This is a genomic window from Aeromonas sp. FDAARGOS 1410, assembly GCF_019048745.1.
Lineage (GTDB): Bacteria > Pseudomonadota > Gammaproteobacteria > Enterobacterales > Aeromonadaceae > Aeromonas > Aeromonas jandaei.
The window spans coordinates 670727-693303 of the sequence record NZ_CP077401.1 but is presented as its reverse complement, the minus strand read 5'-3'; the positions used below and the strand labels follow the sequence as shown (position 1 = coordinate 693303).

Below are 22577 nucleotides of genomic sequence, written 5' to 3'. Positions count from 1 at the left end.
ATAGTCGGGATTGTGTGCAGAGGGAGGATTGCAGGTGATGAGTGCGAAACTGGCCATCAAACCATCCAGAGCCTTGTTGACACAGCTCGAGTCCATGCTCGACGAGGTGCAGACACCCGAGTGTCGCCACTGGTTGGAACAGGAGCTTGAGGGGTATTCTCTCTCCTCACCCCTGCCTTGGTATCGCATCGTCCCCTGTCGGCAACGCGGTCACTTTCTGGACCTGAAGACTGGAAAATATTTGACCTGTCACATCAACAGTCAAACGCTAAGCCAACGCGATCTGGCCCAAATTCAGTTCATTTATGCCCGTGAACCCGCCGCCCACTATTTGCTGCAACGCAATTCCGGTATTGAGCCCTGGCCAGAACAGCTGCTGGAAGATTATCAGGAGCAGTTGATCCCCGGCCACCTATGCCTGCAAGCCTGGCATGAGCCCGTGATTTCATTACGTGAACAACTGATGGAGGGAATCGAACATTTTATTTGTGAGTACCCCAAACACGCGGCCTTGCTGCCCCAACACAGTTTAAAGGCTTTGCGGCATCAGCACTGGCATATCTGAACAAGCGCCTGGCGCGCAAGGAGGGCACCATAGACAAGAACCATAACGAGATTGCCACAATCTAGAGTGCCGGAGTCAGAATAGACTCCACCAATGGGCCACCAAGCGGTGGCCCTTTTAATATCCGTGGTTTTGCTTCGGCCCCGAATACAGCAAGTGAGATCACTTGGCCAATTTTCAGGTCGGCAGGTCGGCAGGTCGGCAGGTCGGCAGGTCGGCAGGTCGGCAGGTCGGCAGGTCGGCAGGTCGGCAGGTCGGCAGGTCGGCAGGTCGGCAGGTCGGCAGGTCGGCAGGTCGGCAGGTCGGCAGGTAAAGTGAAGCGAGAAAGCAGAAAGACGCAATGCAAAAAGGCCGCTCTATTGAGCGGCCTTTTCAAATTTGGTCGGTGTGAGAGGATTCGAACCTCCGACCCCTTCGTCCCGAACGAAGTGCGCTACCAAGCTGCGCTACACACCGATGTCTGCGGGACGGGAATTTACCGAAAGGGCCGACCCGACACAAGCCTTTTTTGCATTTAAAGGGAAAAAAAGTGCCGTTCGCTCAACTATTCAACACTCGTCGCCCCCGTTTACCGAAATGCAGCCGGATGGTGACATTCCGCTAACTCTGCCTCAAGGCAAGCGCAGCGACTCGGGGCCCAACAGACGGCGTTGCCAGTCAGCGACGGTGCCGTGCTCCAGCCAATCCGCCGCATGCTGACGCCAGTTGGGCGAGAGGGCCGGATTCTCCAGCAGCAACAACAGATCCGCTTCGTTACGTACCTGATTGAAGAGGATATCGGCGGTGCGCTTTACCGTCAGCTCCGGGTAAGGCCTGTCTACCAGCTCCATGGTCGCCTCGGGTGTAATCATCCCCTCCTCCAGCACCCGCAGCAGCCAGCCACAACGGCCATTCAGCTGCATCACCTGCGACATCTGACCATAGCCGAAACGCTGATTGAGCTTGAAGCAGGGCGATCTGGGCTGACTTATCTGGATGAGTGCCTCACCGAGTCGATAGACATCGCCAATGCAGGACTGCGTCTCGGTCAGCCCGACACCGGACAGGTTCTCGCCAAAGGCGGCGGGTTGCCAGGGAGTGCGGGGAGCAGGAAGACCCAGCGCAGTTTGCCAGGTCTGCCACCAGGGATAATGGTCAGCTGGATAGAAGTGGAGCGCCCGATCCGGGCCGCCGTGATGACGCTGATCGCTCTGCTCATCCTCTTCCAGACCGGCAAAGGTGCAACGAACCGGCACGGTCACCGACAGCTTGTGGATGGCAGAGACAAGGCCGGGCACCAGCTCGGTGCCGCGGCCGCTAAAAAGGGAGATCCGCATTCTCATCCTCCGGGTTGACGAGAGAGTGCGGATCTTAACACGAGGTCAGGCAACCGCCTGCATCTGGGTGGTCATGGCGATCTCGGCACGGCGACGTTTCTCTGCCTTGGCCATCAGATACCAGCTGCCAAAGGTAAACAGCGATACCGACAACAGGATCAGGCTGGCGACAGCATTGATCTCCGGTTTCACCCCGAGCCGCACCGCCGAGAAGACCTCCATCGGCAAGGTGGTCGAGCCCGGGCCGGAGACGAAGCTCGCCAGCACCAGATCATCAAGCGACAGGGCAAACGACATCATGCCACCTGCCGCCAGCGAGGGGGCGATCATCGGGATGGTGATCAGGAAGAACACCTTCCACGGTTTGGCCCCCAGATCCATTGCTGCCTCTTCGATGGAGAGATCCAGCTCGCGCAGGCGGGCCGACACCACGATCGCCACATAGGCGGTACAGAAGGTGGTGTGGGCGATCCAGATGGTCAGCATGCCCCGCTCGGCAGGCCACCCCACCAGCTGGGCCATCGCTACGAACAGCAGCAGCAGCGACAGACCGGTAATCACCTCGGGCATTACCAGCGGCGCCGTCACCATGCCGCCGAACAGGGTGCGGCCACGGAAGTGCGGGATCCGGGTCAGTACGAAAGCCGCCACCGTCCCCAGCGCTACTGCTGCAATCGCGGTATAGAAGGCGATCTCCAGCGAGCGCAGCACCGAACCGATCAGCTGCTTGTTGTCGAGCAGGCCAAAGTACCACTTGAGCGACCAGCCCCCCCATACCGTCACCAGCTTGGAGGCGTTGAAGGAGTAGATCACCATGATGACCATGGGCAGATAGATAAACAGCAGCCCCAGCCAGAGCATCAGCTTGGCAAAACCAAAACGTCTCATCATGCCTTGCCCTCCAGCTCTTTGGCCTGGTTACGGTTGAACAGAATAATGGGGATGATCAGCACCGCCAGCATCACAACCGCCAACGCGGAGGCTACTGGCCAGTCGCGGTTGTTGAAGAACTCCTGCCACAGCACCTTACCGATCATCAGTGTCTCCGGGCCACCCAGCAGTTCCGGGATAACAAACTCCCCCACCACCGGAATGAACACCAGCATGCAGCCGGCGATGATGCCGTTCTTGGAGAGCGGCACCGTGATCTGCCAGAAACGGGTCAGGTTGCGGGCTCCCAGATCGGATGCAGCTTCCAGCAGGCTCTGGTCATGCTTGACCAGATTGGCGTAGAGCGGCAGCACCATGAATGGCAGGTAGGAGTAAACGATGCCGATATAGACCGCCAGGTTGGTATTGAGGATCTGCAGCGGCTCGTGGATCAGACCGATGCTCAGCAAGAAACTGTTGAGCAGGCCGTTGTTGCTGAGAATGCCCATCCAGGCGTAGACCCGGATCAAAATCGCGGTCCAGGTCGGCATCATGATGAGCAGCAGCAGAACGGTCTGGGTCTCCTTGTTGGCCCGGGCGATGGAGTAGGCCATCGGATAGCCGATCAGCAGGCAGAGGATGGTGCTGATAAAGGCCATCTTGAGCGAACCAAGATAGGCGGCGATATAGAGCTCATCCTCCTGCAACATCAGGTAGTTGCCCATGTTGAGCAGGATAGTGAGCTGGTTGTCGGCCCAGCTCACCACGTCGGTGTACGGCGGGATCGCCACATCCGCTTCGGCAAAGCTGATCTTCAGCACGATGATGAAGGGCAGCAGGAAGAAGAGGAACAGCCAGAAGAAGGGGATGCCGATCACCAGCTGGCGACCCCACACATGCTTCAGTCGTCTCAATGCCTTCATGATTGCAGCACCACGCCGCTGTCATCTTCCCAGTAGAGGAACACCTGGTCATCCCAGGTTGGCCGTTTGCCGTGGCGTTCGGCATTGGCGATGAAAGCCTGAACGATTTTGCCCGAGGGCAGTTCGATGTGATAAACCGAGTGGCCGCCCAGATAGGCGATGTCGTAGACCTTGCCCTTGGTCCAGTTGAAGTCCGGATGCTCGATCTCCGCCGGTTTTTGCAGGCTCATCAGCAGTTTTTCCGGCCGCAGGGCGTAGGTCACCTTCTTGTTCTCGGCACGGGAGCTGATGCCGTGGCCCACATAGATGGGCTGCTCCAGATCGGCACAGGCGATGATGGCATGGTCCTGCTCATCCTCCACCAGCAGACCGTCGAACAGGTTGACGTTGCCGATGAACTCGCACACCAGCCGGCTGGCCGGGGTTTCGTAGATATCCATCGGGCTGCCGATCTGCTCGATGCAACCGAGGTGCATGATGGCGATCCGCTCGGCCATGGTCATCGCCTCTTCCTGATCGTGGGTCACCATGACGCAGGTAACCCCGACCCGTTCGATGATCTCGACCAGCTCCAGCTGCATCTGGGAGCGCAGCTTCTTGTCGAGCGCCCCCATGGGTTCATCCAGCAGCAGCAGCTTGGGGCGTTTGGCCAGCGAACGGGCCAGAGCCACCCGCTGGCGCTGGCCACCTGAAAGCTGGTGCGGCTTGCGGCGGGCATACTGGGTCATCTGCACCAGCTTGAGCATCTCCTCCACCCGGGCATCGATCTCCGCCTTGGGCAGGCCATCCTGCTTGAGGCCGAAGGCGATGTTTTGCGCCACCGTCATATGGGGGAACAGGGCATAGGACTGGAACATCATGTTGATGGGACGCTCGTAGGGCGGCATGTCGGTGATATCGACGCCATCGAGATAGAGCCGCCCCTCGGTCGGACGTTCGAAACCGGCCAGCATCCGCAACAGGGTCGACTTGCCGGAGCCGGAGCCACCGAGCAGGGCGAAGATCTCCCCCTTGTTGATGTTGAGCGATACGTTATCGACAGCCAGCGTTTCATCGAACTGCTTGCTTACCCGATCAATCTTGACCAGCACTTCTTTACGCTGCTGGCTGCCCTCGAGGGCTTTCTTGTAGGCACTGGAGGCTATCGCCATTACCAAACTCCCCAACGTGATATCGACCTCGCGGCCGATCCATAAAAGCAATTTGGCGCCCCCGAACGGGCACCAAGGTTAAGTTCCGGACTTGACCTTGCTCCAACTCCGGGTCATCAGCCGCTGGATTGCACGAGGATGTTCCTGAGAGACATAGAGTCGTGCCAGCACCGGCTGAGGTGGATAAACAGATTGATCATCGCGCACCTTCTCATCCATGAACGCCGCCGCCCTGGCATTGGGATTCGCATAGCCCACATAGTTGCTGACCTTGGCGATCACTTCGGGCTGGAGGACGTAGTTGATGAGGGCGTGCGCCTCTTTGACATTGGTGGCATCGGCCGGGATCGCCATCATGTCAAACCAGAGATTGCCCCCCTCCTTCGGGATGCTGTAGGCAATCTTCACCCCCTTGCCGGCCTCGTTGGCCCGCGCGGCGGCCTGCAAAATGTCGCCGGAAAAACCCGCCGCCACGCAGATGTCGCCGTTGGCGAGATCACCGATGTACTTGGAGGAGTGGAAGTAGGCGACATAGGGGCGCACCTTGAGCAGCTGCTCTTCGGCCCGCTTGATGTCCGCCGGCTCGTGGCTGTTGGGGTCGAGCCCCAGATAGTTGAGGGCGGCAGGGATCATCTCGTCGGCGGAGTCGAGGAAGGCGACGCCGCAACGGGAGAGCTTCGCCATGTTTTCCGGTTCGAAAATAACCGCCCAGGAGTCGATCTTGTCGACCCCCAACACGGCCTTGATCTTGTCGACGTTGTAGCCGATGCCGTTGGTACCCCACAGATAGGGCACGGCGTATTGATGGCCCGGATCCACCTTGTCGAGCTGGCTGAGCAGCACCGGATCCAGGTTGGCCATATTGGGCAGCAGGGATTTGTCCAGCTTCTGGAACGCTCCTGCTTTTATCTGTTTGGCCAGAAAGTTGTTGGAGGGCACCACCAGATCATAACCGGTACGCCCCGTCAGCAACTTCCCCTCCAGGGTCTCGTTGGAATCGAACACGTCATAGACGGTCTTGATCCCGGTCGCCTGCTGGAAATCGCTGAGGGTGGTCTCGCCGATATAATCAGACCAGTTGTAGAAATGGAGCTCAGTTGCGGCCTGAACGCCACTTGCCAACCCCATGGTCAGGGCAATGGTTGCCAATCTGGTTGTATGCACGATGTCAGTTCTCCTGTGTTTAGTGGTTGACCGTCTACGCATCCTCTCGCGCGGCCCATCCCGAAAGATGGCATCACTACCCTCCCGGCCGAACTGCGGACCGGGAGGGGCACTCGTCACTTACTTGCCGGACTTGATCTTGGTCCAGCTGCGCGTCATCACACGCTGCACCTTGGCCGGCAGATCCGGGAAGGTGTAAATCTTCTGCATGGTCTCTTCATTCGGATAGATACCCGGGTCGTTGCGGATCTCCGCATTGACCAGCGGGGTCGCCGCCTTGTTGCCATTCGGGAATTTCACCATGTTGGTGATGTTGGCGATCACCTCGGGCTTCATCAGGTAGTTGATAAAGACGTGGGCGGATTCGACGTTCTGGGCATCGGCCGGGATGGCGATCATGTCAAAGAAGCTGCCCGCCCCCTCTTTCGGGATGGTGTAGGTCAGCGACACGCCGTTGTTGGCCTCCGCCGCCCGCGCCTTCGACTGCTGCAAGTCACCGGAGTAACCGACTGCCACGCAGAGGTTGCCGTTGGCCAGATCCGAGATGTACTTGGAGGAGTGGAAATAGGCAGTATAGGGACGGATGGAGAGGAACAGCGCCTCGGCCTTCTTCAGCTCATCCGGCTTCTGGCTATCCGGCTTGAAGCCCAGATATTGCAGGGCGGCCGGCAGCATTTCGGTCGGCGAGTCGAGGAAGGAGACACCGCACTCCTTCAGCTTGGCCATGTTCTCCGGCTTGAACACCAGGTCCCAGGAGTTGACCGGCGCATCGGCCCCCAGCACCGCCTTCACCTTCTCGGGGTTGTAGGCATAGCCGATGGTGCCCCACATGTAGGGGATGGAGTACTGGTTGCCAGGGTCACTCGGTTCGAGCGCCTTGAGCAGGGCCGGGTCCATGTTTTGCCAGTTGGGAAGCTTGGACTTGTCCAGTTTCTGGAACACGCCCGCCTTGATCTGCTTGGCCAGGAAGGGGTTGGACGGCACGACGATGTCATAGCCCGATTTGCCGGCCAGCAACTTGGCCTCCAGCACCTCGTTACTGTCGAACACGTCATACACCACCTTGATGCCCGTCTCTTTCTGGAAGTTATCCAGGGTATCCGGCGCGATGTAGTCGCTCCAGTTGTAGACGTGCAACACCTTCTCGTCGGCCATTGCTCCGGCACTTGCCATGACCAGAGCCACAGAGGCAGCGATCACTCCCGTTTTGAAAGACATCATCCTTGTCTCCTAAGCAAATTGTATGCGCATGCCAACCTGCCCGGCCGCACCTCAACCCTTCAGCTTGGCGGCTGTCAGATCCAGACTGAGCCTGGCGAGCTTGACCAATTCATCAACCTGTTCCTCGGTGATGACCAAGGGGGGCGATATGATCATGGTATCGCCTACCGCCCTCATCACCAAGCCATTGTTAAAGCAGAACTCCCGGCAGGTCATCCCCGCATTTGCGTGGGCTGGAAAACGCTGGTTGGTCTGTTTGTCCTGCACTATTTCCAGTGCGGCAACCAGTCCGCGGCCACGGGTTTCCCCTACCAGCGGATGGTCGGCCAGCTCCGCCCAGCGGCGCTGCAAATAGGGGCCGATGGTATCATGGACGCGCTTAACTATGCTCTCCTTTTGCATAAGCTGGATATTGGCAACCGCCACCGCGCAGGAGACCGGGTGACCCGAATAGGTGAAGCCGTGGTTGAACTCGCCCCCCTCCTCCACCAATACCCTGGCGACCCGGTCGCTCACCATGACGGCGCCGAGTGGCAGGTAGCCCGAGGTGATCCCCTTGGCCAGACACATCAGATCCGGCTTGATGCCAAACCCTTCGCTGGCAAACCAGTGGCCGGTGCGGCCAAAGCCGCAGATCACCTCGTCGGCGATGAGCAGGATGCCGTAGTGATCACAGATGCGCTGGATCTCGGGCCAGTAGCTGTCGGGCGGAATGATGACGCCGCCCGCTCCCTGGATCGGCTCGCCGATAAAGGCAGCCACCTTGTCCACCCCCAGCTCCAGAATCTTCTGCTCCAGCTGGCGAGCACGCTCCAGTCCGAATTCGTGGGCACTCATCCCCTGCCCTTCACCGAAGTGATAGGGCTGGTCGATATGGACTATGCCGGGAATGGGCAGGTTGCCCTGCTGATGCATCCCCTTCATGCCGCCCAGACTCGCCCCCGCCACGGTGGAGCCGTGGTAGGCGTTGTGGCGGCTGATGATCACCTGCTTCTCCGGCTGCCCCTTGCTGGCCCAGTAGTGGCGCACCATCCGCAGCACAGTGTCGTTGCACTCGGAACCGGAGCCGGTAAAGAATACGTGATTGAGATGGGACGGCGTCACTTCGGCCAGCAGAGTGGCCAGCTCGATCACCGGCGGGTGCGCGGTCTGGAAAAAGAGGTTGTAGTAGGGAAGCTGCTCCATCTGTCTGGCCGCGGCATCCACCAGCTCCTGCCGGCCATAACCCATGTTGACGCACCAGAGTCCCGCCATGCCGTCCAGAATGCGCTTGCCTTCGGAGTCTTCCAGATAGACGCCACTGGCCCTGGTGATGATACGGCTGCCCTTCTTGTTCAGGGCCTGAAAGTCGGTAAAGGGGTGCAGGTGGTGGCTGGCATCCTGTTGCTGCCACTCACGGGTAGTCTGTTGCATTGTTAGCTCCTCGGTTCCTTCGATTTAGCTGGTTCTATTCGTCACATCATCAGGAGGGCTGCCACTCCCGCAGCGACTGCCACTTTCGGGCGACCTGCAGCTGCGGCGCGGCTTGCTCCTCGCGTTCTTAATTCGAGCCAAAACTGTTATCAACCATGCAACCAGAGCGGTGGCGAGCCAACTTTCGCTCACAACCATCCGCGGGGGGAGGCACTCCTCCATCCCGTATTACCGGTTACAGGCAGGGGAGGCAGCCTGCCTCCCCGGTGCGGACGATGCGTGGCCGGCACGCATCCGGGTCAGACGTTCAGCAGCAGGAACTCGCGCTCCCAGCGGCTGATCACCCCGAAGTAGGTCTCGTACTCTTTGCGTTTGACCGCCACAAAGGCACGGGTAAAGCGCTCGCCCAACATCTCCTTGATGGGGTCGCACTGCTCCAGATGGCTGAGGGCCTCCTCCAGCGAACGGGGCAGGCTGTAGGGCAGCTCATAGGCGCTCGATTTCATCTCCGGCAGCGGCTCCAGCTTCTCCATCATGCCGAGATAGCCGCACGCCAGAGTGGCGGCCAGCGCCAGATAGGGGTTGGCATCGGCACCGGCGAAGCGGTTCTCCACCCGGCGGGCACTGGGGTCGGAGAAGGGCACGCGCAGGCCGCAGGTGCGGTTTTCCACCCCCCACTGGACGTTGCGCGGCGCGCTCTCGCCGAAGGTGAGGCGGCGGTAGGAGTTGACGTTGGGAGCCAGCAGGGCGGTCACCGCCGGCGTGTACTTCTGCAGACCGGCGATGAAGTGCATGAACAGCTCTGAGTTGCCACCATCCGGAGTACCGAACAGGTTGTGGCCGTTCATATCCTCCAGACTCTGGTGGATGTGCATGGCGGAGCCCGGCTCGTTGCTCATCGGCTTGGCCATGAAGGTGGCGTAGATGCCGTGGCGGTGGGCCGCCTCACGCATGGTGCGCTTGAACAGGAACACCTGATCGGCCAGATCGATGGCATCCCCGTGCAGGAAGTTGATCTCCATCTGGGCGGCGCCTGATTCGTGGATCAGGGTATCCACCTCCAGCTCCTGCGCCTCGCAGTAGTCATACATGTCTTCGAAGATGGGGTCGAATTCGTTGACCGCATCGATACTGAACGACTGGCGGGCGGTCTCCGGGCGACCGTTGCGGCCGACCGGCGGCATCAGCGGATAGTCGGGGTCTTCGTTGCGGGTGACCAGATAGAACTCCAGCTCGGGCGCCACCACAGGTTTCCACCCCTGCTTCTCGTAAAATGACAGAACGCGACGCAGCACAGAGCGCGGCGCGATATCGATCAGCTTGCCGTTGACGTCGAAACAGTCGTGGATCACCTGGGCAGTCGGCTCCAGCGCCCAGGGGACAAAGCGGATGGTATTGGGGTCGGGATAGAGCTGCATGTCCCGCTCCAGCGGGTCGATCATGCTGTCGTCATCCGGATACTCACCTGTCACTGTCTGGGTGAAGATCACCTCGGGCAGTCGCATGCCCCCTTCGCGCAAAAACTTGTTGGCTGGAATGATCTTGCCCCGGGCGTTGCCGGTGAAATCCGGGAACAGACACTCCACTTCCGTGATGCGATTGCTCTCCATCCAGCCCTTGATACTGTCCATGTTAAACCCCGACTCTACGGTTGCCATTGGCAAGGGTGTCTAATATATGGAACACCCTTGTTATAAAATTGTAATCAACACCACCATAAAAGCCCGCCATGAAGGGCAATGTCAAGGGTGTGTGTTTAAAAAACTATAAATAACGGCGCATATAATGACCAATGCGGCACCAAATACTAAACACTCGTGGCCTCGCCTCTCGCCAGTGCAAAGCCGGTGCCAACCGGCCAGAACCAGATGTCAGATCCCGTCAGATCAGCCGCTAAAGAGGCCATTTTTTTGCAAAGGCGCACAATCCGTATCCTATTTGCTTTGCTTGGCTGCTTTTTTTTGGTACAAGGCCCGCCCTGATTTGCACTCTCTTGCATGAAAACGGTGCAAATCGGGATACAAGGGCTTGGTCTGCAGGCAGACAGCCCCCATAAACAGGGATAATTGGGTTAGTAAACTGACTGGTAGTAAATCGTATGTGTGATTTCATGACTGAAGACCAACTGGCCTTTTACAAGGGACAGATCGAGCGCCAGATCCTCGAACTCGAAGATCGCCTCAACTCCCAGGCCAGCCAGGCCATCGCCACCGACACCAACGAGATGGCCGATGAAATTGACCGTGCCAGCATCGAGGAAGCCCGCCGTCTGGAGCTGAACCGCATCGAGCACGACAAGCTGCACCTGCGCAAACTGCGCGGCGCGCTGAAGCGCATCAGCGAAGGGGATTTCGGTTACTGCGAATCTTGCGGCGACGAGATCTCTCTCAAGCGTCTGCATGCCCGTCCGGAGTCCCGTTTCTGCGTCGAGTGCCAGAGCACCAAGGAATTCAACGATACCCACGTGTTCCGCCGCGTCGCCTGATCCCTCTCCGGGAAATCACTCTCCTCTGGCAGCAATAGGCGGTCGACAAGCGAGGGCCAACGCCCGAATCTTGCACACCGCGCCGCAGCAAGAGGGTGAAAAGTTCTGTTAGACTCCGGGCACGTCCCGGACTCTACAGGAGAACAGAGAGTGAAATGGCTCATCAAACTGTGTTTGTGCCTGCCGCTGCTGGCACAAGCACAGGTTCTGACGGTCAAGGTGCCCAGTCGCCCCGTCAACAATCTCGATCAGGAGTACCAGTACAAGCTGCTGGAACTGGCCCTGACCCACTCCGGCACCCCCTTTCGCATCCAGCCCGTCGAGCTTGATCTCAACCAGTTCACCCTGCAGCAGCAGCTGAGCAAGGGCAAGACCATCAATGTCTTCTGGATGGGCACCTCCAGCGCGCTCGAATCCTCCCTGCTGGCCGTCCCCATTCCGCTGTTTCGCGGTCTGGAAGGGCTGCGCCTCTCCTTTATCCACGCTGATGCCCAGGAGAAGTTCAACCAGATCAATACCCTGGCTGATTTGAGACAGATGAAAGCGGCGCAAGGAGTCGGTTGGGCCGACAACAAGATTCTGGAAAGTGCCGGCATCCCGACCTACTCCGGTCGCTTCAGCACCCTGTTTCGCCTCATCAACGACGGCGACAAGGTCGATTTCTTTCCGCGCGCCATGGTGGAGATCTTCGCCGAGCGCAGCGAGCTGGTGGCGCAATACCCCAACCTCGCCATCGAGCAGCATCTGCTGATCCGCTACCCCTTCGCCCAGTTCTTCTTCGTCAGCCCCGAGTACCCCGAGCTGGCCAAGGCGATCCAGACCGGCCTTGAGCGGGCCTATGCCGACGGCAGCTTCCTGCAGTTCTTCCGTGAAAACCCGAAGATCCGCGAAGCGCTGGCCAGCGCCAATCTCGACCAGCGGGTCACCATCCAGCTGCCCAACCCCGATATGACGCCGTTGCTCAAGAGCATTCCGGCACAATATTGGGAATACCCTCCGCAGGGATAAGCTGCCAGCCGCCCCGTCAGGGGCGGTGCTGTTTTTGCCCCTATCAATGCTGATGCAGCCGGACTCCCCGCTTGGGGTCGGACCAGCGCCAGTGACAGCCGCTGACGGGTGCAGAGCTGCGCCTATGGCGGGATCCGGCTAGCTATAAGTTAAAATTGGGCCATAAAGGGAAAACCCATAAATTAAATTTATAGTGATGCCAAAGCCCGCCGGGCAGACGGTCAGCACGGTGCACAGGCCCGCCAGAGCCATCGCCCGATCCACACCATCTCACTTGCCTCCCCCCCTTGCCGCTATCTGATCAGAACGCGGCAAGGGTCGATGTTGCCATCTGGCATTGGTCGCGCGCTTCCGCCATCATGCTTGCGATGCCGCGCCCGTTTACCGGGGGTGGCCAGAGCAGCAAAACCAGAGCGTGCGCCAGGGAGGTGCCATGAAGGGAATCGAAGAGTGGTTTGAGGAGTACGGCCAGAGCCATCGCCATCCGGCCAACGTCGCCATCCACAAGCTGGCAGTGCCGGGCATCTATCTCTGCTCGCTGGGACTGCTCTGGAGCCTGCCCGCCGGGCCGCTGCCAGCGGGGCTCAACTGGGCGGCGGTGGCCGCCATTCCGGTACTGGCCTTCTACCTGCAGCTGTCGTTTGCCCTGTTCGTCGGGATGGCGGGGCTGACCGCGCTCGGGCTGGCCTGCTGCCACCAGTGGCAGGGGCCGCTGCTGTGGCCCGCGCTGTTTATCTTCGTGCTGCTCTGGATAGCCCAGTTTGTCGGCCACAGGATCGAGGGCAAGCGCCCCTCCTTCCTCGCCGACCTGCAATTTCTGCTGATAGGCCCCGCCTGGGTGCTTGCCAGCCTCTATCGTCGCCTGGGCATTCCCTATTGAGGGAGGCTGGGCCAACAGGAGAGACCATGTCATACCGCCACACTCTTAATTCACCTCTGCGCCGCGCCCTGCCCCTGCTGCTGGGCGCCCTGTTCGCCGGCCCGGCGCTGGCCGACAAGGCTGATACCGTCGGCGAGGTGAGTACCGCCTTCAAGCTGTTCGGCCCCAACCACAAGATCCTGGTGGAGGCGTTCGACGATCCCCGCATCGACGGTGTCGCCTGCTATCTGGCGCGCCCCAAGACCGGCGGGGTCAAGGGCGGGCTCGGGCTGGCGGAAGATCCCTCCCACGCCTCCCTCTCATGCCACCAGATTGGCCCCATCACCCTGCCGGCGAAGCTGAAAGCGGGGGAAGAGGTGTTCGACGTCAGCACCTCGCTGGTGTTCAAGGAGCAGAAGGTGGTGCGCTTTTACGACCAGAAGCGCAATGCGCTGGTTTACCTGACCTACAGCACCAAGCTGGTGGATGGTTCGTACAAGAGTGCAGTCAGCGCCGTACCCATCATGCCGTGGGGACAATAACCAGCCGGTTTGTCCGGTGATAGTTGACTCGCTTTGTTGTAATTTAACTACAAATCATCTGCGGAGAGCACACCATGAAAGTCGCCGTATTCAGCACCAAGAGCTATGACAAAGAGCATTTCACCCAGGCCAACAGCCGCTTCGGCTTTGAACTGGAGTTCTTCGATGTGCGGCTGGAGGCCAAGACGGCCCGACTGGCCCACGGCTTCCCGGTGGTGTGCCTGTTCGTTAATGACGACGCCGACCGCGAGGTGCTGACCGAGCTGGCAGCCAACGGCACCAGGGTGATCGCCCTGCGCTGTGCCGGTTACAACAATGTGGATCTGGCCGCCGCCAGGGAGCTGGGCATGAAGGTGGTGCGAGTGCCCGCCTACTCCCCCGAGGCAGTGGCCGAGCACGCGGTCGGCATGATGATGTGCCTCAACCGCCGCATCCACAAAGCCTATCAGCGCACCCGCGACGCCAACTTCTCGCTGGAGGGGCTGGTCGGCTTCAACATGCACGGCCGCACCGCCGGCATCATCGGCACCGGCAAGATCGGCATCGCCACCCTGCGTATCCTCAAGGGGTTCGGCATGCGCCTGCTGGTGAACGACCCTTACCAGAATCCGGCTGCCATCGAGCTGGGGGCCGAGTATGTGGATCTCGACACCCTGTTCCGCCAGTCCGACGTCATCAGCCTGCACTGCCCGCTGTTTAAGGAGAATTACCACCTGCTCAATCAGGAGGCGTTCGCCAAGATGAAGGACGGGGTGATGATCATCAACACCAGCCGCGGCGGCCTGCTCGACTCCAACGCCGCCATCGAGGCGCTCAAGACTTCCCGCATCGGCGCGCTGGGGCTGGACGTCTACGAAGAGGAAGAGGATCTCTTCTTCTCCGACAAGTCCAACGAGGTGATCACCGATGACGTGTTCCGCCGCCTGTCCGCCTGCCACAACGTGCTGTTCACCGGTCATCAGGCCTTCCTGACCCGCGAGGCGCTGCACGCCATCGCCGACACCACCCTCGGCAACATTCAGGCTATCGAGAGTCAGGGCCGCAGCGACAACGAGGTCGAGTAACCCCCGCGCGCTATTGCAGCGCCTCATCTCTGCACGCCGGGTTGTGAGACCCGGCGCCATCGGGTAGGCTAGCTCCCCTTTTTTCCAAGGAGCTGACTGCCCATGTTTATCGGATTTGATTACGGTACCTCCAACTGTGCCGTGGCCGTGATGGAACAGGGCAGCCCGCGGCTGCTCAATCTCGGCCCCTCCCGCTACCTCCCCTCCACCCTGCACGCACCGCACCGGGACGCCATCGCCGGTCTGCTGGCCGAAGGGTTGGCCGACAGCCAGCAGGCGGCCTATCTCAAGCTGCGCGGCCCCGTGGTGACCCGGGCCCAGGCGGTGCGCCGCCAGATGCGCGAAGAGGGGCTGATCGACGAGCTGAGCTTTGGCGGTGCCGCGCTGGAGCGCTATCTGGAGGAGCCGGACGAGGGCTACTACATCAAGTCGCCGAAATCCTTCCTCGGCGCCTACGGCCTCAAGGCCCCCCAGATCGCCCTGTTCGAAGATATCGTCTGCGCCATGATGCTCCATGTCCGCCAGCAGGCGGAGCAGCAGCTCGGCGCCCCGATCCGTCAGGCGGTGATCGGCCGTCCGGTCAACTTTCAGGGCTTGGCTGGCGAAGAGAGCAACCGTCAGGCCATCGCCATTCTGAGCGAGGCGGCCCGCATCGCCGGCTTCGAGCAGGTGGAGTTTCTCTACGAACCGGTGGCGGCCGGTTTTGAATTCGAGGCCCGCCTCACCGAAGACGCCGTGGTGCTGGTGGTGGATATCGGCGGCGGTACCACCGACTGTTCCATGCTGCGGATGGGCCCGAGCTACCGCGACCGGCTCGATCGCACCGACGATCTGCTCGGCCACAGCGGCCAGCGGATCGGCGGCAACGACTTCGACATCCGCCTGACGGTAGAGGGGATGATGCCGCTGCTCGGCATGCACGAGGTGCTCAAAACCGGCAAGCCGCTGCCCCACCCGCTGTTCTGGGATGCAGCCGCCATCAACGACGTCAGCGCCCAGAGCCGTTTCTACAGTCTCGATACCGCCCGCCAACTGCAGGATCTGCAGCTCGACAGCCAGCCCGGCAGCAAGCTGGGGCGCCTTGCCAACCTGCGGGCCCACAAGCTGAGCCACCAGCTGGTCTGGCGCGCCGAGCAGGGCAAGATCGCCCTCTCGGAGCAGGAGAGCAGCCGCCACTCCCTGAGCGAGCTGGAAAAAGGGCTGGAGGCAGAGCTGACCCGCGAGCAGCTGGCCGGTGCCTCGGCCCTGCTGCTGGAGAAGATTGGCGAGCTGATGGATGAGGCGATCGCCGCCGCCGGCGTGCAACCCGATCGCATCTTCGTCACCGGCGGTAGCGCCCGCTCGCCGCTGATCGCCAGCTTTATCCGCCAGAAGCTGCCGACCATCCCGCTCGAGGGTGGCGATGACTTCGGCTCGGTGGCCGCCGGTCTGGCCCGTTATGCCGAGCGGATCTTCGCAACCAAGCCCTGAATGGGGCTAAATCGCCAGAGTGTTGCCATTTAACGACACTCTGGCGACAAAGGGGCGACAGAAGCGGTCGGTCGCCCCAGCTTCCGCCCTGCTACGGGGCAAGCAAACAGGCTATGCTTGCGCCTCCCATCAACCGGAGCCCCGCCATGTCCAGATTGTCACTCCTGCTCATCCCCCTCTTCCTGCTCGCCGGCTGCAGTTCAGCCCCCTTTGTCCGGCAGGATCTGCAACATCACCACTGGGTATTGAGCAAGCTGGATGGCGAACCGGTTGCCGCCTTGCGCGACAATCCGCCCGACTTCGAGATCGGCGAGCACTTCACCGTCAACGGCATCGCCGGCTGCAACCGCTACTTCGGTCAGGGCCATATGAAAGGGGACAAGTTCTGGGTCACCAGTCTGGGCAGCACCGAGATGGCCTGCATGCCCCCGCTCGACACCATAGAGCAGGCCGTATTGACCACTCTGACCGAGGGGGCGACCCTGAGCGGCTCCAGCCAAGACCTGGTACTGCAGGGCAAACAGCACCGTTTGGAATACACCCTGCGCGACTGGGTGCTCTAGGGCTCACAAACCGGCATTACAAACAGGAACATGTTGCCCGGCTGTGGCACAATATGAGGCAGTGTTCGCAATGGAGGCTGCCTCAGCCATGTCGATGGATCGTCTGTTTGACAAGATCAAACAACTCCCCACCATTCCCAAGCTGCTGCACGAGTTGATGCAGAGCTTCAACGACGAGAATGCCCGCATCGACGAGATTGCGGCCAAGATCGCCATGGATCAGGTGATCAGCGTCAAGGTGCTGCGGATGGCCAACTCGGCCGCCCTGCGCCGTGGCAACGAAGTGACCTCCATCGATCAGGCGGTGATCCGCCTCGGCTTCAACCGGTTGCGCTCCATCGTGGTCGCCTCCGGCATCATCGGCAGCTTCAAGGCCCCCCCCAGCTTCGACAAGAACAAGTTCTGGACCGAGACCTTTCAGGTCGCCACCATCGCCAAGACGCTGGCGCAGGAGGCCAGGGTGCTCGACCCCGAGACCGCCTTTACCTGCGCCCTCATCCACAACATCGGCGAGCTGCTGATCCAGAGCACCCTGCCGGAAGAGGCGGAGCTCATCAATCTGGCGATCCAGAAGGGGAGCAGCCGGGTCGAGGCCCAGCGCGAGATGCTGGGCTATGACTATGCCCAGCTCGGTGCCGAGCTGGCGCGGCGCTGGAACCTGTCGGAGAGCTTCGTTGACGCCATCTCCCAGCAGCTGGATCCCCTCTCCCACGATCCGGTCAGCAAGGAGGCGGTACTGATCCGTCTGGCAGTCTTCATCTCCTTCGCCTGGAACGCCGGGGTGCCTGCCCAGGCCATCATCGCCCGCTTCCCCAAACCGCTCGCCGATCAGCTGGGACTGGATCCCAAGTCGCTGGCCGGCCAGCTCGAAACACTGCATGAACAGGGTAATGCCCTCGCCGATCTTCTGACTCAATAAGCATCATGACCCATCCGTTTCTGTTTCATCCCCAGGTGGCGCCCTGGTTCAAAGAGAGTGCCGATGCCCTGCAACTGACCCTGTTCAGCGAGCTGGATGCCCCCATCCGCGAGGTGTGGCTGCGCCACGAGCCGGACAACGAGGAGTACCTGATCCCGATGACGGCGATCTCGACTCGCGACCGGCTGCAGGTATGGCAGGTGAACCTGCCGCTTGGCAAGGGGCAGGATATCCACCTCTACTGCTTCAAGTGCCTGACCGACGAGGAGCAGTGGTGGCTGCACGGCGCCGGCGTCAGCGCCGCCATGCCGCCGCGCGAGCAGCATTTTCGCTTCAACAGCCTGCACCAGCCACCAGCCTGGGTGCAGGATCAGGTGTTCTACCAGATCTTCCCCGACCGCTTCTGCAACGGCGATCCGTCCCTCAGCGTCAAGCATCACGAGTACGAGTACCGTGGCAAGGCGGTCATCAGCAAGGCGTGGGGCGAGCCGGTCAGTCGCCACGAAGAGGGGCACGGTGCCTGCGAATTCTATGGCGGCGATCTGGCGGGGATCGATGCCAAGCTGCACTATCTGCAATCCCTCGGGGTGACGGCGCTCTACCTCAACCCCATTTTCGATTCGCCGAGCAACCACAAGTACGACACCCAGGACTACTTCAAGGTGGATGCCCACCTCGGCAGCAACGAGCAGTTCGCCGAGCTGACCCGCAATCTGCACCAGCGCGGCATGAAGATCATTCTGGATGCAGTGGTCAATCACACCTCGACCCAGCACCCTTGGTTCTGCCCGCCACTCGGCGCCCAGAGCAACCCGGATTCGCCGTGGCGCAGCTTCTACACCTTTGACAACGAAGGGGATTACGTCAGCTGGAAGGGCATTCGCAGCCTGCCCAAGCTCGACTTCTCCTGCGAGAAGGTGCAGGACGCCGTCTACCGCGCTGACGATGCCATCCTGCGCTACTGGATGCGCGCCCCCTACCAGATCGACGGCTGGCGCTTCGACGTCATCCACATGCTGGGTGAGCGCGGCACCGCCGAGGGCAACAGCGGCCACGTGCGCGCCATTCGCGGCGCGGTGAAGCAGGAGAACCCGGACGCCTACGTGCTGGGCGAGCACTTCTTCGAGGCGAGCCAGTGGCTGCAGGGGGATCAGGAGGACGGCGCCATGAACTACTACGGCTTCGCCCATCCGATCCGCGCCTTCCTGGCCGGCAAGGATATCGCCTACCACCCCATCAAGATCAGCGCCGAAGAGCTGGATCGCTGGCTCAAGCTGGCGCGGGCCCACATCCCGTTCAAGAACCAGCTGGCCCAGTTCAACCTGCTGGACAGCCACGATACCGCCCGCTTCCTCCACCTGCTGGGCGAGGACAAGCAGCGAATGCGCCTCGCGGCCACATTGCTGCTCACCTATATCGGCGTGCCATCCATCTACTACGGCGATGAAGTGGGGCTCTCTGGCGGCAACGACCCTGACTGCCGCCGCTGCTTCCCGTGGGAGACCACCGCCTGGGATCACGTGCTGCACGACCACTATCGCCGGCTGATCCAGATCCGCCGCCAGCGCCCCTCCCTGCGCCGTGGCGATATCCAGACCCTCTATGCCGGCCCCCACAGCTATGTGTTTGCCCGCACCCTGCAAAGCGATCAAGTGGTGGTGGCCTGCAACCGCCACCCGAGCGAGCCGCGCACCATCAGCCTGCCCCTGTGGCAGACCGCGAGCCCCGCCAGCCGCTTCACCGACGCCTTCAACGGCGAGAAGTTCGAAGTGGTGCAGGGGGAGCTGCAGCTGACCATTCCGGCCAACTCGGCCCGGGTGCTGCTCTCCAGTTGAGGGGCGTTATCTCGCCAATAAAAAAACCGGAGCCTGTGGCTCCGGTTTTTTTATATGCCATAGCTGGCCGGCAGTGGCCTTGTGCAGAGCACCTGCGAACCAGGCTGAGCGTCAGTAGTTGATGCTGACGTAGGGCACTTCCGGCACCTGCCACAGCTGTTTGAGATAGACGGTGAGCACGAAGAAGAAGTTGGCCAGCAGGTTGGCGAAGCGGTAGAGGATGGGGTCGAAGCTGACGCCACTCTCCTCGAGGCGCACCAGCAGTCGCACCACCTTCTTGCTGCCACAGCGGCAAAGATGCAGGGTCGGGATCGGCTGCGGCCCTTGCGGCAGCACAAAACCGGTGACCCGACCCCGGCTCGCCTCGTTGTAGTGGTCGTAACGGGCCTTGAGCCACTCAAGGTCTGTATCGAAGATCCCCAGCTTGCCGCGCACCGAACCGTTGAGGTTGTAAATGAGGCGCTGCAACGCCGCGAGATCCACCAACATGGGCGCAATATCGGCATCCGGCGCAAGGTGTGACAGCACGGCACCGACCTGGCAGCAGAGCTCGTCGGTGGCGATTTCAAAATCACACTTGAGCGAGGTTTCGAAGATGAAGGGGTAGCAAAGCTCGCGCTTGTCTCGGGGCTTTTTCGGGTTCATTGGCTGGTCGCATCGGGAAAAAGGCCAGTTTGCCAGCCCCCGCAGGAGCTGGCAAACGGCCGGTCAGGAGTTAATCAATCCCGATGGCAAGCACTCAGGCACTCTTGCCGCTGCTGGCAGGGTCGGTCGCGGGCTGGAACTGGCTCAGCATCCGCAATGCCTGCAGCATGCGTTCGTTGAAGCTGGTGAAGCTGCTGACCTGCGCCGGATCAGTCTGACCACGCGCAGCCAGCACGGCCGGGGTCAGCGCCTGCTGCTGGGACTCCGGCAGCACGGCATCGGCCTGCTTCTGCACCTCGTCCAGCTTGGGCAGATAATCGGCAAACGGCTTGAGCAGATCCTGCAGGGAGCTGGCTCCCTGATAGGTCTGGCTCAGCTTGACGCTCTGCTTGAGCTTGAGCGAATAGGACGCCAGCTGGGTGTCATCCAGCTTCAGGTCGCCCGCCTTCTTCAGCACATCGTCCAGATTACCGGAGAAAAAGTCGCCGGCCAGACCGTCGATCCCCTTGACCAGCTTGCCGATGGAGTCCATCTCCTCCTTGCTGAGATCACCCTCCAGCGAAAAGCTGAAGCTCTGGCTCGATTTGAGACTGAACTGGCTGCCGCTGTCGCTCTTCTGGGAGCGGGTCTGCCAGTTGTCGTTAAAGCGCAGCACCACCTTGTCGCCATCCTTGGTCTGGATCTCCAGCGAACCCTGCTGGCGACTGGCCATCTCGGCCTGCCCCATATCGGTAGTGGAGACCTTGCCAAAGAACTCCTTCTCGAACTCGTCGAGCCCTTTCTGGATCAGCTTGTAGCTCTGATCCATGCCGGTCTTGATATCGCCGTTGTCAGCCCAGTCACCCAGCAGCTTGCGCGCGTCACCAAAGCCCTTGTCCACCCCTTTGCGGGCCTGCTCCATCATGCCGGTCAGGGCATCATCCGACTTGCCGTCGGCGCGGGCCGCACCCAGCCGTCCGGTGACAAACTGCAGCACGTTGTCCGCCACCGACTGGAAGTCGAACAGGGTATCCGGGGTAACCTCTTCCGGCTGCTCCTGGGTCTTGGGCGCCTGATAACTCTGCCCGTTGATCTCCAGCGCAAACTGCAGCGCCTGCTGGATCAGCACCTGTGCCCATTTCGGGGGCTTGTGCAAGGAGACCTCATCCTCGCGGTTGAGCTGTTTTGACTCCGCCTGTTGCGGCGATTTGGGAGAAACACCCACTCCCTTGGGTTGGGCTGCGCCCACGCCGTCGATATGCATAATGTGTCCTCCCACCATGCCTGTAGATCCGGTATCGGCCTGACTGAACACTTCTTGACCATAAAATGCTGGACAATCTGCGGCTGGCTTTTAAAATCGGGCCCCTTTGGGTGGTCTGTTGCCATCCCGCGATTTCGACCCGGCCCGGCCGGTGTGCACATGAGGTATCTATGACCCAGTCCCAACAGCCTTCTGCGGATGCTCCGGCGCCAAGAACCCCGGCCGACTATCAGGCCCAGCTCGATGAGAAGAGCGCGCGCCTCACCGGGCTGTTTGCCAGCTTCAACCCTCCCGCGCTGGAGGTGCACAGCTCACCGGCGGAGTACTACCGGATGCGCGCCGAATTTCGCATCTGGCACGAGGGGGACGACCTCTTCCACTGCATGTATGCCCCGGCGACCAAAGAGATTATCCGGGTCGACCACTTCCCCACTGCCAGCCGCCTCATCAACCAGCTGATGCCGGTGCTGCTGGAGGGGCTGCGCCCCCATCAGGTGCTGCGCCGCAAGCTGTTCCAGATTGACTACCTCTCCACCCAGTCCGGCCAGATCATCGTCAGCCTGCTCTACCATCGCAAGCTGGAAAACGAGTGGCAGCAGGCCGCCGAGGCGCTGCAGGCCGATCTGCGCGCCAAAGGTTTCGAACTGCAGCTGATTGGCCGCGCCCACAAGCAGAAGATTTGTCTGGGCGATGATTTTGTCATCGAGCAGCTCAACGTGGCCGATCGCCAGCTCATCTACAAGCAGGTGGAGAACAGCTTCACCCAGCCCAACGCCGCCATCAACGAGCAGATGCTGGGCTGGGCGCTGGAAGTCACCAAGGGGAGCGAAGGGGATCTGCTGGAGCTCTACTGCGGCAACGGCAACTTCTCCATTGCGCTGGCGCAGAACTTCCGCAAGGTGCTGGCCACCGAGATCGCCAAGCCGAGCGTGGACTCCGCCCAGTTCAATATCGCGGCCAACGGCGTCGACAACCTGATCATCCTGCGCATGTCGGCCGAGGAGTTCACTATGGCGATGCGCGGCGAGCGGGAGTTCAACCGCCTCAAGGGGGTCGATCTCGGCGCTTACCAGTGCAACACCATCTTCGTCGACCCGCCCCGCGCCGGTCTCGACGATGCCACCGTCAAGCTGGTGCAGGAGTACGACAACATCCTCTACATCTCCTGCAACCCCGAGACTCTGCAAGCCAACATGGCCGTGCTGGGCGAAACCCACGAGATCGCCCGCTTCGCCCTGTTCGACCAGTTCCCCTGGACCCATCACATGGAAGCCGGGGTCTATCTGCGCCGCAAGGCTGGTTGATTCCAAGGGATAAAAAA

General features: G+C 60.9%; 21 protein-coding genes and 1 tRNA gene. 11 read left to right on the top strand and 11 right to left on the bottom strand.

The annotated features are described in order from the left end of the window. Positions 1-37: 37 nt before the first annotated feature. Positions 38-565, top strand: a complete 528-nt coding sequence (locus I6L40_RS03220; protein WP_033115627.1) for a hypothetical protein — start codon at positions 38-40, stop codon at positions 563-565. A gap of 379 nt (positions 566-944) precedes the next feature. On the opposite strand, the gene I6L40_RS03215 is transcribed toward I6L40_RS03220, so the two are convergent. The 9 genes from I6L40_RS03215 to I6L40_RS03175 all read right to left on the bottom strand — a co-directional run bounded on the left by I6L40_RS03215 (position 945) and on the right by I6L40_RS03175 (position 10254). Then, positions 945-1021: transfer RNA gene (locus I6L40_RS03215), tRNA-Pro, on the bottom strand. Between the two features lie 155 nt (positions 1022-1176). Continuing rightward, positions 1177-1881, bottom strand: a complete 705-nt coding sequence (locus I6L40_RS03210; RefSeq protein ID WP_216994986.1) for an MOSC domain-containing protein — start codon at positions 1879-1881, stop codon at positions 1177-1179. A 45-nt stretch (positions 1882-1926) separates the two neighbouring features. Beyond that, positions 1927-2769: an ABC transporter permease subunit gene (locus I6L40_RS03205; RefSeq protein WP_041209795.1), complete on the bottom strand. Its 843-nt coding sequence runs from the start codon at positions 2767-2769 to the stop codon at positions 1927-1929. Further along, positions 2769-3674, bottom strand: coding sequence for an ABC transporter permease subunit (locus I6L40_RS03200; RefSeq protein WP_042029512.1), 906 nt, complete (start codon positions 3672-3674; stop codon positions 2769-2771). The genes I6L40_RS03205 and I6L40_RS03200 overlap by 1 nt, the downstream gene beginning before the upstream one ends. After that, positions 3671-4825: a polyamine ABC transporter ATP-binding protein gene (gene potA / locus I6L40_RS03195; RefSeq protein ID WP_042029514.1), complete on the bottom strand. Its 1155-nt coding sequence runs from the start codon at positions 4823-4825 to the stop codon at positions 3671-3673. Before potA ends, I6L40_RS03200 begins: the two co-directional genes overlap by 4 nt. A 78-nt stretch (positions 4826-4903) precedes the next feature. Beyond that, positions 4904-5989 carry a polyamine ABC transporter substrate-binding protein gene (locus I6L40_RS03190; RefSeq protein WP_198505522.1) on the bottom strand — a complete coding sequence of 362 codons (1086 nt, stop codon included), beginning with the start codon at positions 5987-5989 and terminating at the stop codon, positions 4904-4906. Positions 5990-6109: 120 nt separating this feature from the next. Continuing rightward, complete coding sequence (locus I6L40_RS03185; RefSeq protein WP_216995406.1) at positions 6110-7207, bottom strand: polyamine ABC transporter substrate-binding protein; 1098 nt, start codon at positions 7205-7207, stop codon at positions 6110-6112. A 54-nt stretch (positions 7208-7261) separates the two neighbouring features. Further along, positions 7262-8623, bottom strand: a complete 1362-nt coding sequence (locus I6L40_RS03180; RefSeq protein ID WP_216994985.1) for an aspartate aminotransferase family protein — start codon at positions 8621-8623, stop codon at positions 7262-7264. Between the two features lie 299 nt (positions 8624-8922). Further along, positions 8923-10254 (bottom strand): glutamine synthetase family protein, encoded by a 1332-nt coding sequence (locus I6L40_RS03175; RefSeq protein WP_216994984.1) that lies wholly within the window; start codon positions 10252-10254, stop codon positions 8923-8925. Positions 10255-10721: 467 nt separating this feature from the next. Here I6L40_RS03175 and I6L40_RS03170 point away from each other — a divergent pair, with 467 nt between their 5' ends. From I6L40_RS03170 to malZ, 9 genes are all read left to right on the top strand, one after another. Continuing rightward, positions 10722-11108 carry a TraR/DksA C4-type zinc finger protein gene (locus I6L40_RS03170; protein ID WP_033115635.1) on the top strand — a complete coding sequence of 129 codons (387 nt, stop codon included), beginning with the start codon at positions 10722-10724 and terminating at the stop codon, positions 11106-11108. Between the two features lie 150 nt (positions 11109-11258). Continuing rightward, positions 11259-12116, top strand: a complete 858-nt coding sequence (locus I6L40_RS03165) for a hypothetical protein (RefSeq protein WP_216994983.1) — start codon at positions 11259-11261, stop codon at positions 12114-12116. A gap of 433 nt (positions 12117-12549) precedes the next feature. Then, positions 12550-12996, top strand: coding sequence for a DUF962 domain-containing protein (locus I6L40_RS03160; RefSeq protein WP_216994982.1), 447 nt, complete (start codon positions 12550-12552; stop codon positions 12994-12996). A 26-nt stretch (positions 12997-13022) separates the two neighbouring features. Beyond that, positions 13023-13517, top strand: coding sequence for a CreA family protein (locus I6L40_RS03155; RefSeq protein WP_041209750.1), 495 nt, complete (start codon positions 13023-13025; stop codon positions 13515-13517). A 74-nt stretch (positions 13518-13591) separates the two neighbouring features. Then, positions 13592-14581, top strand: a complete 990-nt coding sequence (locus I6L40_RS03150; RefSeq protein WP_041209751.1) for a 2-hydroxyacid dehydrogenase — start codon at positions 13592-13594, stop codon at positions 14579-14581. Between the two features lie 102 nt (positions 14582-14683). Next, entirely contained in the window at positions 14684-16051 is a 1368-nt protein-coding gene (gene yegD / locus I6L40_RS03145) for a molecular chaperone (protein WP_043850624.1), read from the top strand. A 146-nt stretch (positions 16052-16197) separates the two neighbouring features. After that, positions 16198-16614, top strand: coding sequence for an META domain-containing protein (locus I6L40_RS03140; protein ID WP_201962845.1), 417 nt, complete (start codon positions 16198-16200; stop codon positions 16612-16614). A 70-nt stretch (positions 16615-16684) separates the two neighbouring features. Further along, positions 16685-17533, top strand: coding sequence for an HDOD domain-containing protein (locus I6L40_RS03135; protein ID WP_040069699.1), 849 nt, complete (start codon positions 16685-16687; stop codon positions 17531-17533). 5 nt (positions 17534-17538) lie between these two features. Continuing rightward, positions 17539-19368: a maltodextrin glucosidase gene (gene malZ, locus I6L40_RS03130; protein WP_040069700.1), complete on the top strand. Its 1830-nt coding sequence runs from the start codon at positions 17539-17541 to the stop codon at positions 19366-19368. 111 nt (positions 19369-19479) lie between these two features. Here the strand turns inward: malZ and I6L40_RS03125 are convergent, their stop codons facing one another. Together I6L40_RS03125 and I6L40_RS03120 are read right to left on the bottom strand one after the other, a co-directional pair. Then, positions 19480-20013, bottom strand: coding sequence for an ATP--cob(I)alamin adenosyltransferase (locus I6L40_RS03125; RefSeq protein WP_071913960.1), 534 nt, complete (start codon positions 20011-20013; stop codon positions 19480-19482). Between the two features lie 94 nt (positions 20014-20107). Next, complete coding sequence (locus I6L40_RS03120; RefSeq protein ID WP_071913958.1) at positions 20108-21256, bottom strand: DUF5610 domain-containing protein; 1149 nt, start codon at positions 21254-21256, stop codon at positions 20108-20110. Positions 21257-21426: 170 nt separating this feature from the next. Between I6L40_RS03120 and trmA the strand changes: the two genes are divergently transcribed. Further along, on the top strand, positions 21427-22560 hold the full coding sequence (gene trmA, locus I6L40_RS03115) for a tRNA (uridine(54)-C5)-methyltransferase TrmA (RefSeq protein ID WP_071913956.1): 1134 nt from the start codon (positions 21427-21429) through the stop codon (positions 22558-22560). The last annotated feature ends 17 nt before the right edge of the window (positions 22561-22577 follow it).